Below are 11,132 nucleotides of genomic sequence, written 5' to 3'. Positions count from 1 at the left end.
ATTAAATTCATCTTCAATTGCTTTTTCTATTTTTAAATCTCTGTTTTTTTGTGATTCTATAAAGTCAATTCTTGAAAAATCTATTTCATATTTCCTTTTGCATTCTTCTTCTAAATCTGATTGTAATCTATTTTTTTCTATTACATCGCCCTCTAATAAAACTTCAGTTCCTACTACTTTAAAGCTCCCATTTACATACTTTATGACTATATTGATACTCCCTAATATATCTAAATTATTTTCTCCAATTATTTTTTGAGTTGCAATTATTTCACTAACATTATCTCTGTCTATATCTAAAGCATAAATGTTATATAAAGAAGATAAGCTACACTGCTTATTCTTATATGGTTTTCCATTTTCATCATATATAAGACTTAAATAATTTTTAGATTTATTTCTTAAATCTATATAATATTTTTTATTTTTCTTTAGATCTAAAACCTCAACCTTATAGTTTTTATCATACTTAACTTTTATGTTAGATAAACTATTTATTTTTTCTGTGTCGAGCAATTCCTTTAATACATTATTCTCGAAATTATAAATACAAATATTATCTCCCTTATCTAAGTTAATGTCGCTTGAAACAACTACTATTTGCTTTTTTTCTTTATCAATAAAATTTTCTAAAGTTAAGCTTGGTCTATAACCTTTATTACTGATTAGAGAAACACTTATATTTTCTCCAGTATGTCCACACGAGCAAATTACTTCTAAATTTTTATATTGAGATATATTATCATTACTTTCTCCTAATAAATATACTATATCTTCATTACAATCACCTTTAATATTTCCTCCAACAGATTTTATAACTTTTTTCCCTAAAACATCTTCTCCTCTATATAACCTTATATTATTGGAATATAAAAGCATATTTTCCCCCTAAATATTATTTCTATATTTATGATATTAATTAAATTTATAAATTGTGTTATTTATAAGTTACTTTTAAAAATAAAAAAATAGCGATTTCAAATGAAATCGCTTAAGGTATAAAAGCAACTAATGTTAGACGTTAAGTGTATATGTTTTTTCTTTTTGTATAAGCTATTTATGTCATTTAAATTAAAGTCATTTTTGCAACTACTCTTTAGTTTTATATGAGATACACCTAACTACATTTTCTCAATACCATATATAATTATTGACGCCTTTTTAAAATTTATTCTATCATTTAAATAAATAATTTTAAATAATCGTTTTTGAATTTTTGTGATTGATTTTGATTGTTTTTGGTTGTATAATTCTATTATAGTAATTAAGAAAGGAGTTTTTCCTTATGGTAAGTGAAAAACGTCATAAAATTATATTAAACTTATTAAATAAAAAAGGTATTATTTCTCTTTCTGATATAGTTGAAGCCACAGATACCTCTGAGTCTACTATTAGAAGAGATTTAACTACTTTAGAAAATAAAGGTGCACTAATTAGATTTCATGGTGGAGCTAAATTAATTACGTCATCTTCCCAAGAATTAAGCTATAGTGAAAAGTCTTGTAAGAATCTAGAGTCAAAAAAGGCTATTGCTCTTTTAGCATCTAAAGAAATTGAATATGGTAATTGTATTTATTTAGATGCAGGAACAACTACTATAGAAATGATTCCTTTTTTAAAGGATAAAAACATTTTAGTTGTTACTAACGGATTAAAGCATATTGATGAATTAGTAGAAAATAATATCCAGTGCTATATCATAGGTGGTAAAGTAAAATCTAGTACTAAAGCTATAGTAGGAAGTGATGCATTAAAGTCTATAATGAAGTTTAGATTTGACAAATGTTTCTTAGGAACAAATGCTGTTCATCCTACAATGGGGCTTACTACCCCTGATACAGATGAAGCTATTATTAAAGAAACTGCACTGTCTCTTTCTAAAGAAACTTATATTCTTTGTGATGAAAGTAAGTTTGGTGAAGTTAGTTTTGCTAAGTTTGCTGATATTTCAGATGTAACTATCATAAGTGATATTAAATCTGAAGATATAGATTTATATGAAAATTTAACTGAAATAAAGGTGGTAGAAAAATTATGATTTATACTCTAACTTTAAATCCATCTATAGACTATATTATAGAGGTTGATAACCTTTCTCTAGGATTAGTAAATAGAACTTCTATGGATGTGAAATTTCCTGGTGGTAAAGGAATAAATGTATCTCGTGTCCTTTCTAATCTAGGAATTCAAAATAGAGCCTTAGGATACTTAGGTGGATTAACTGGTGAATATATAGAAAGTTGCCTAAAAAGCTTAAAGGTTGATTGTGATTTTATTAAGGTCTCAGAGGATTCAAGAATTAATGTAAAGATAAAATCTAATGAAGAAACTGAAATAAATGCTAGTGGACCTACAATATCTCTAGATAAGTTTAATGAATTAATGAATAAACTATCTAGCCTAGATAAAAATGATATTTTAGTTTTAGCTGGTAGCGTACAAAGTTCTCTTCCTAGTGATATATATCTTAAAATCCAAGAACTATTAAAAGACAAAGGAGTAAAAATAGTTGTTGATACATCAGGTAATGCTCTTTTAGAAGCTGTTAAGAAAAAACCATTTTTAATTAAACCTAATCAACATGAAATTGAAGAAATTTTCAATGTTTCTATTTCTAATGAAAAGGAATTAATCCAGTATGGTCATAAACTTATTAATCTTGGTGCTGAAAATGTAATTATTTCAATGGCAGGAGATGGAGCTCTTCTTATTTCAAAAGAAGGTGTATTTAAAGGAAATGCTCCAAAGGGAACTGTTAAAAACTCTGTAGGCGCTGGTGATTCTCTTGTTGGCGGCTTTGTAGCCGAATATAGCCTATCATCAGATATAATAAAAGCTTTCAAAAATGGTATTGCTTCTGGTAGTGCATCTGCCTTTTCAATGGATCTTTGTACTAAAGAAGAAGTTAATAACCTTTTACCAATGATAAACATTAATAAAATGGAGGATTAATTATGAAAATATCTGATTTATTATCAAAAGATACTATAAAACTTGGCTTAAAAGCCTCAAACAAAGCTGAAGTTATTGATATTCTTGTAGATACTCTTGATGCTGCTGGGAAATTAAATGACAAAGAAGCTTATAAGGCTGAAATTATAAAAAGAGAGGAGTTATCTTCTACAGGTATTGGTGATGAAATTGCTATACCTCATGGAAAGACTTCTGCTGTTAAAGAACCAGCTTTAGCTCTTGGAATATTTAAAGATGGTGTTGACTATGATGCATTAGATGATGCTCCAATAAAAATAGCATTTATGATTGCTGCCTCTGAAGGTGCACATAACGATCATTTAGAAACTTTATCTAACTTATCAGTTCTTTTAATGAACCCTGATTTCAAGGCTGGACTTTTAGAAGCTAAAACTCCTTCTGATGTTTTAAATCTTTTAGATAGATTTGAAGAATCAAATAAAGAAGAAGCTGAAATAGTAAATACTAATGAAAACTCTAAATATATAATTGCAGTTACAGCTTGCCCAACAGGTATTGCTCATACTTATATGGCTGCTGATGCCTTAAAGAAAAAGGCTGCTGACCTTGGTTATGATGTTAAGGTTGAAACTAACGGATCTACTGGTGTAAAAAATGCTTTAACAGATGAAGATATAGCTAAAGCTGATGGAATAATTGTTGCTGCTGATAAAGCTGTTGAAATGTCCAGATTTGCTGGTAAAAAGGTTGTAATAGTTCCAGTTGTTAAAGCTATAAAAAATACTGAAGAGCTTATAAATAAATCTTTATCTGGTGAAGCACCTGTTTACAATCATTCTGGTTCTTCTTCAAATGAAGGTGGAAAAACTGAAAGAACTGGATTCTATAAACATATAATGAGCGGTGTTTCTAACATGCTACCATTTGTTGTTGGTGGAGGTATCTTAATTGCAATATCATTTATGTTTGGTATAAACTCTGCTGATATTGCTGATCCTACTTATAATCCTGTAGCTGCTCTTCTTAAAGAAATAGGTGGTGGAAGTGCCTTTGCTTTAATGGTTCCAGTTTTAGCTGGATTTATTGGTAGTAGTATTGCAGATAGACCTGGTTTTGCTCCTGCAATGGTTGGTGGACTTATTGCTGCTAATCATGGTGCTGGTTTCCTTGGTGGACTTATTGCTGGTTTCCTTGGTGGATATTCAGTTTTATTACTTAAAAAAGTATTTTCTAAATTACCTGAATCATTTGAAGGAATTAAACCTGTATTGCTTTATCCTCTATTTGGTATATTAATTACTGGTGCTATAATGTTATTATTTGTTGTTTCACCTGTTAGCTATATTAATGCTACGTTAGAAGGTTGGCTTGGAACTTTAGGTACTGGTAATAAAGTATTACTTGGTCTTGTTTTAGGTGCTATGATGGCTATTGATATGGGTGGACCTATAAATAAAGCAGCTTTTACTTTTGGAATAGCAATGATCGATGCTGGTAACTTTGCTCCACATGCAGCTGTTATGGCTGGTGGTATGGTTCCTCCATTAGGTATTGCTTTAGCTACTACTGTATTTAAGAATAAGTTTACTCAAGCTGAAAGAGAATCAGGTACAACTAACTATATTATGGGTGCATGCTTTATAACTGAAGGAGCTATTCCATTTGCAGCTGCTGACCCATTAAGAGTTATTCCTGCTTGTGCTATAGGTGCTGGAGTAGCTGGTGCATTAACAATGGTATTTAACGTGTTATTACCTGCTCCTCATGGTGGATTATTTGTATTCCCAATAGTTAATAGTCCTTTATTATATGCTTTAGCTGTAATAATAGGATCTATAATAACTGCAGCATTACTTGGAATTTTCAAAAAGAAAATTGAAGCTTAATAATTAATTTATAAAAAGAAAAGCACTAATAACTTTGAACTACTTATAATTTTAAAAATAAACAGTTCATTTTATTAGTGCTTTTGCTTTATAATTTTATATCAGAGTTCCCTCTTCTTCATCTAAATCTTCTTCATTATTAATTCCTAATTCATTACAAGCTGATTGAAAATCAACTCCTTCTTCATCCATATATTTAGCAACATATGAATGTAGCTCAGGTTTCTTATCAAAAATATTCATATACTCACCTCTTTCTGCTTTAACTTTCACAATTTATTATGCTCTAATAGATAATATATTATACAAATCTTTCGATTTGCGCTAGTAAAATCATTCGCTTTTTTCAGATAAAATACTTATTAAATCATTTACAAACCGTATTTTTAAATTATTTCTACGCTTTATATTCAATTTAAGTCATAAAACACCAATAATATTGTATCAAATTAAAAAATATTCGACTTTTTATTAATGATAGTTATCCTATGTATTTCCTTTTAAATTGTTAAATTTTATTCAATGTATAAGACTATTATAGAAATAAAATCTATTATTTTTTAATAATAAAAAGCGTTTTAGAATGATTTATAGAATTCTAAAACGCAACTTATTTATATCTTATAATTATATATTTAACATACTAAATCTATTTTGAATCATTAATTGAACTATTAAAGTCAAATACATAATTAGTATTTATAAAATGCTCAACCCGAATCTTATATAGCATCCCCATAATTTCTCTATCATTAAGTATTTCTGCTAAAGCCTTAAATCCCATAGCCCCATATTGCTGATATAAACCTTCCTCATTAATAGCAATATCTTCTTGAACATTATCTAAAGTCCATCTTTGCTGAGCCACTCCATGCAAAACTGTAGAGTTTGCATATATCTTAGGCTTCCACTTTTTACTTGTTCCTAAGTAATTATAATAAGCAATAAGCATAGAATAATCTTCATATCCCTGCTTTCCCTTAAAGAATCTTAAATCTATTCCCCCAATATCTTTAAGAGCTGTTGCATTATGAATTGCTGGATGTACTAATTTTTCAAATACCTTATCTATTTTTATAGACTCTAATAATCTCATACATTCCTCAACAGAATATGGAATTTTATATGTCTTAGTACTATCTATAATATTTTGTCCTTGAGCATTGATTATTGCTGGTGATACCATTGGTTCATCTGGATTCTTCTTCATAAAGTTTATTACTTCTTTATACCACCCCTTATAAAAAATCATATCTAAGTGTATTTCTGCTTGATATTCAATTTCAGGATAATTTTCCCAGACATGTTCGAAACACATTTGTCTCGCAATAGGTATTCCAACATTTATTCCTTCTCCAATTACATCACAATTAATCTCATAATCTTTTAAGAATGCTCTTAAGATTTCATTAGTAAAAAAACTTCCTTGATTATAAATAACAAGCAGGCTTTCATCATTTCCCTGTAATGATTTAATACAATTTATTAACATACTAACATCTATACGACTTACCCTTGGATCTTCTCTTATTAATAAGGGTAGTGATAATGCTATTTTCATAGTTCACCTCTAACTATTTGTTCATTATTAATAATATGGTTACTTTTTATAAAAATTCTATATATGGTAAAATAATTTAAAAATATATAAATAACTATAATAAAAGCACCTAGTAATAATTTTTCATCTTACTAGGTGCTATTTTACTAAATATATAAAATTTTATATTAATCTTTTATACAGTAATTTCACTCTTAATGTCTAAAGCCTCTTTATTGCTTTCAATTATAGGATTTATATATTCATCTATAAATTCAACAACTTGGCTCGGAGCTCTTCCTACAAACTTAGCTGGATCTATAATTTCTAATATTTCTTCCTTTGATAACATAAAGCTTCCATCATTTATTATTCTTGAAATTAAATCATTATCTAATCCTTCACCCTTAACTCTTTGAGCTGCATCCATTGAATGTACTCTTATTTTTTCGTGAAGTTCTTGTCTATCTCCACCTCTTTTTACAGCTTCCATCATTATATTTTCTGTAGCCATAAATGGTAATTCATTATTTACATGAGCAGCTATTACCTTCTCATATACTACCATGTTTTCAGCTATATTAATATAAAGGTTTAATACACCATCTAAAGCTAAGAAAGCTTCTGCAACAGCTATTCTCTTATTAGCTGAATCATCAAGTGTTCTTTCAAACCATTGTGTAGCAGCTGTTATAGCAGGATTTAATGAATTTACTATTACGTGTCTAGCTAAAGCCCCTATTCTTTCACTTCTCATAGGATTTCTCTTGTATGCCATAGCTGAAGACCCTATTTGGTTCTTTTCAAATGGTTCCTCTACTTCTTTCATACTTTGTAATAATCTTAAATCATTACTAAATTTATATGCACTTTGTGCTACTTCTGATAATCTATTTAAAACTATTGAATCAAGCTTTCTTGGGTAAGTTTGACCTGTTACACCATAGCTTTTTTCAAATCCCATTTTTTCTGCTACCATTGTATCTAATGACTTAACTTTTTCTTCATCACCTTCAAATAATGTCATAAAACTTGCTTGAGTTCCTGTAGTTCCTTTTACACCTCTTAACTTTAATGTTGATAATAAGAAATCTATATTTTCTATATCTAACACTAAGTCTTGCATCCAAAGTGTAGCTCTCTTACCTACTGTAGTTAATTGTGCTGGTTGGAAGTGAGTAAATCCTAATGTAGGCATATCTTTATATTTCATAGCAAAGTTTGATAAATGATTTAAAACTGTTACTATCTTCTTTTTAGTTAAAAGTAGTGCATCTCTCATTATAATTACATCTGTATTATCACCAACATAACAGCTTGTTGCTCCTAAATGGATAATTCCCTTTGCTGAAGGACATTGTAATCCATATGCATGCACATGGCTCATAACATCATGTCTTACTTCTTTTTCCTTTTTTATTGCTTCTTCATAGTTTATGTTTTCTATATTAGCTTTAAGCTCTTCTATTTGTTCTTCAGTTATATTTAATCCTAATTCTCTTTCACTTTCTGCTAATGCCACCCAAAGTTTTCTCCAAGTTGAAAATTTCATGTCATCTGAAAATATGTAACTCATTTCCTTTGAAGCATATCTTGAATTTAATGGTGTGCTATATAAATTTCTCATCCTAAAACAACCTCCGAATAAATTTTATTTTTTTTGTTTTATAATTCGTATTATATCATAAATTTTATTTTTTTTCAGTTATATTTATTTATTTTTTTAATATATATATATAAAGAATATATATGGAGGGATTTATATGTGTAAAATAAGTATCTTAGATAAAATAGCTTTTTTACTAGTTATTATTGGTGCTATTAATTGGGGTCTAATAGGAATATTTAATATTAATTTACTTTCTCTACTAGTTGCTGGTTCTGTTATTTTCCAAAGAATAATTTATATCACTGTTTTTATTTCTTCTATTGACCTAATTTATGTTTTAATTAAATGTAAAACACTTCTTAATAGTAATTAATACATAAAGTTTATTATTTAAAACAAAATAAAAAAGTGCCTTTTGGCACTTTTTTATATTAGTCTTCTAAAGTTGCTATTAAGTTAGCAATTTCTTCTACTGCTAAAGCTTCGTCATCTCCGTTAGCTGAAACAGTGATGTTTGCTCCTTTAGTAACACCTAATGAAAGAACTCCTATTAAGCTCTTAACATTAGCTTTCTTACCATTGAACTCTATGCTTACATCTGATTTGAAAGATGAAGCCTTCTTTACTAATAAAGTTGCTGGTCTAGCGTGTAAACCAGTTCCGTTGTTTACTACAACCTCTTTAGATACCATTAAAACACACCTCTTTACAAATAATATAGTTATCTACTTAACTATTATATTATAAACGAATTTAATCATAATTTCAAGGTTTTTGTCAAATCCTTTTCATATTATGTACAAGAAAAAAATCATGCTCAACGCATGACTTTTTCTAACTCTAAACTTTCTAAGTAAATTAAACCCTTATATTTATTTTACTATCTTGGTTGTACAATTAATTTAATTGCAGTTCTTTCTTCACCATCAATTTCTATATCAGTAAATGCTGGAACACACACAATATCCTTTCCGCTAGGGGCTACGAAGCCTCTTGCTATAGCAATAGCCTTAACAGCTTGATTAATAGCACCTGCTCCTACTGCTTGAATTTCTACTATGTTCTTTTCTTTTATTATAGCTGCTAACGCACCTGCTACTGAGTTTGGATTTGATTTTGTTGAAACTTTTAATACTTCCATTTTATTTTGACCTCCTAGATAAAAATCGTTTACAGTGTAGTGTACTATTTATTACACCCTTTACATTATATATATTCTATAAAATTCTATTAATTCCTTTTAATTTAAAAACTTTTTTTAATTTTTTTATCTTTTCTATTCAAATTCTTATTTTTCTCTTATTTCCCTTTAATCTTTTCTTTATTTTATGATAAAAATAAGATACATTTTGCTTTAGCAAAATGTATCTTATATTATTTAGCAAAATCTACTGCTCTTGTTTCTCTTATTACATTAATTTTTATTTGACCTGGATATTCTAATTGTTCTTCAACACTCTTAGCTAAGTTTCTAGCTAATTCTACTGATCCAGCATCATCTAAATGTTCTGGTTTAACCATAATTCTTATCTCTCTACCAGCTTGAATGGCATATGACTTTTCTACCGCTTCATAGGAATTTGCAATTTCTTCAAGTTTTTCTAGTCTCTTAATATATGCTTCTAGAGTTTCTCTTCTTGCCCCTGGTCTTGCTGCTGATATTGCATCAGCTGCTTGAACTAATACAGCTTCTAATGACATCATTTCAACATCACCATGGTGAGCTGCTATTGCATTAACCACTAATGGTGACTCATGATACTTCTTAGCCATATCACCACCAATTAACGCATGAGGGCCTTCTTGTTCTTGGTCTACTACCTTTCCTATATCGTGTAATAAACCTGCTCTTTTAGCTAGATTTACATCTAACCCTAATTCTGAAGCCATTAAGCCAGCTAAGTATGAAACTTCTATAGAATGTTTTAAAACATTTTGTCCATAACTTGTTCTATACTTTAATCTACCTAGTAGTCTTGTTATTTCTGGATGTACTCCATGAACACCAGTTTCTAAAGTCGCTTGTTCGCCTTCTTCTTTAATGTCATTTTCTACATCCTTAGTAGCTCTTTCTACCATTTCTTCGATTCTAGCTGGATGAATTCTTCCATCCACTATTAACTTTTCTAAAGCTATTCTAGCAACTTCTCTTCTAATTGGGTCGAAGCTTGATAAAATAACTGCTTCTGGAGTATCATCTATTATTAAATCTACTCCAGTTAATGTTTCTAGGGTTCTAATGTTTCTACCTTCTCTACCAATAATTCTACCCTTCATTTCATCATTAGGTAAGGCTACAACGTGTACAGTTGATTCAGATACGTGATCTGCAGCACATCTTTGAATTGCAGTGGTAATTATTTCTCTTGCCTTTTTATCTGCTTCTTCTTTCGCTTTTGACTCAATATCCTTTACCATAATAGCCGCCTCATGAGAAACTTCTTTTCTTACTTCATCTAGCAATATTTCTCTTGCTTCTTCAGATGATAAATTAGAAATCTTTTCAAGCTCCTCTCTTCTTTGAGTATACAGCTCTTGTACATTTAATTCCATTTGATCAATTTCTTGCATTCTTTTATTGATCGTCTCTTCTTTTTTCTCTAAAAGATCACTCTTTTTATCAAGTGATTCCTCTCTTTGAATTACTCTTCTTTCAAGCCTTTGAATTTCATTTCTTCTCTCACGAGAATCTCTTTCTAAATCATTTCTTAGTCTGTGAACTTCTTCTTTTGCTTCTAAAATAGATTCTTTCTTAGTAGCTTCAGCTTCCTTTTTAGCATCTGCTAAAAGTTTTTCTGCTTCTTTTTCTAAGCCTTCTATCTTTGCTTTAGAAGCCTTTTGTATAGCTTTATTTAATAACACATAAGCTATTGCAAGTACTATTATATCAACTACAACAAAAATAAAGTATTCCATATAGACACCTCCTCCATCATAATAACGCTTTATAATTTAATAAGAAAACGTAGTAGGTGTCATATTAATTCTCACTGATATTCGAAATATGATAAACCAGTATTTGCTATTATTTTATCTTAAAATTAAAATTATGTCAAGTTTAGTTATTTAAATGATAATATAATTTTAATTGTTTACATAATGTATTTTTTATTAATTTAATCTTTGATTTTTTCTCTACAAATAGCAAATAAGAACTGATATT

Annotated in this window: 11 protein-coding genes; 4 read left to right on the top strand and 7 right to left on the bottom strand. The window is 29.0% G+C overall.

The features are described 5' to 3' along the window. A partial coding sequence (locus ACRDBA_RS13810; protein ID WP_438573507.1) for a hypothetical protein occupies positions 1-879 on the bottom strand: 879 nt, incomplete at its 3' end. 406 nt (positions 880-1,285) lie between these two features. On the opposite strand from ACRDBA_RS13810, the gene ACRDBA_RS13805 reads away from it, so the two are divergent. Genes ACRDBA_RS13805 through ACRDBA_RS13795 form a run of 3 tightly spaced genes read left to right on the top strand, consistent with a single transcriptional unit; the run spans position 1,286 to position 4,820 of the window. Beyond that, the gene (locus ACRDBA_RS13805) at positions 1,286-2,038 is read left to right on the top strand and encodes a DeoR/GlpR family DNA-binding transcription regulator (RefSeq protein ID WP_438573506.1); all 753 of its coding nucleotides are present in this window, start codon (positions 1,286-1,288) and stop codon (positions 2,036-2,038) included. Then, positions 2,035-2,952: a 1-phosphofructokinase gene (pfkB, locus tag ACRDBA_RS13800; protein ID WP_438573505.1), complete on the top strand. Its 918-nt coding sequence runs from the start codon at positions 2,035-2,037 to the stop codon at positions 2,950-2,952. Before ACRDBA_RS13805 ends, pfkB begins: the two co-directional genes overlap by 4 nt. Before the next feature lie 2 nt (positions 2,953-2,954). Next, positions 2,955-4,820, top strand: a complete 1,866-nt coding sequence (locus ACRDBA_RS13795) for a PTS fructose transporter subunit IIABC (protein WP_438573504.1) — start codon at positions 2,955-2,957, stop codon at positions 4,818-4,820. Between the two features lie 96 nt (positions 4,821-4,916). On the opposite strand, the gene ACRDBA_RS13790 is transcribed toward ACRDBA_RS13795, so the two are convergent. From ACRDBA_RS13790 to purB, 3 genes are all read right to left on the bottom strand, one after another. Beyond that, positions 4,917-5,063, bottom strand: a complete 147-nt coding sequence (locus ACRDBA_RS13790; protein WP_438573503.1) for a hypothetical protein — start codon at positions 5,061-5,063, stop codon at positions 4,917-4,919. A 406-nt stretch (positions 5,064-5,469) separates the two neighbouring features. Then, positions 5,470-6,381 (bottom strand): hypothetical protein, encoded by a 912-nt coding sequence (locus ACRDBA_RS13785; protein WP_438573502.1) that lies wholly within the window; start codon positions 6,379-6,381, stop codon positions 5,470-5,472. Positions 6,382-6,556: 175 nt separating this feature from the next. Further along, positions 6,557-7,987: an adenylosuccinate lyase gene (gene purB, locus ACRDBA_RS13780; RefSeq protein WP_438573501.1), complete on the bottom strand. Its 1,431-nt coding sequence runs from the start codon at positions 7,985-7,987 to the stop codon at positions 6,557-6,559. Between the two features lie 136 nt (positions 7,988-8,123). Here purB and ACRDBA_RS13775 point away from each other — a divergent pair, with 136 nt between their 5' ends. Then, on the top strand, positions 8,124-8,342 hold the full coding sequence (locus ACRDBA_RS13775; protein ID WP_438573500.1) for a DUF378 domain-containing protein: 219 nt from the start codon (positions 8,124-8,126) through the stop codon (positions 8,340-8,342). 58 nt (positions 8,343-8,400) lie between these two features. Here ACRDBA_RS13775 and ACRDBA_RS13770 read toward each other — a convergent pair whose 3' ends face one another. The 3 genes from ACRDBA_RS13770 to rny form a co-directional block, all read right to left on the bottom strand. Then, on the bottom strand, positions 8,401-8,661 hold the full coding sequence (locus ACRDBA_RS13770) for an HPr family phosphocarrier protein (protein WP_438573499.1): 261 nt from the start codon (positions 8,659-8,661) through the stop codon (positions 8,401-8,403). A gap of 188 nt (positions 8,662-8,849) precedes the next feature. Next, on the bottom strand, positions 8,850-9,110 hold the full coding sequence (locus tag ACRDBA_RS13765; RefSeq protein WP_016206312.1) for a stage V sporulation protein S: 261 nt from the start codon (positions 9,108-9,110) through the stop codon (positions 8,850-8,852). Positions 9,111-9,343: 233 nt separating this feature from the next. After that, a complete protein-coding gene (gene rny, locus ACRDBA_RS13760) occupies positions 9,344-10,885 on the bottom strand; it encodes a ribonuclease Y (RefSeq protein WP_438573498.1) in 1,542 nt (513 codons plus the stop codon). Positions 10,886-11,132 lie beyond the last annotated feature (247 nt).

It is taken from the genome of Clostridium sp., assembly GCF_051654825.1.
GTDB lineage: Bacteria > Bacillota > Clostridia > Clostridiales > Clostridiaceae > Clostridium.
The sequence above is the reverse complement of the archived record's forward strand: the minus strand, read 5'-3'. Positions and strand labels throughout refer to the sequence as shown.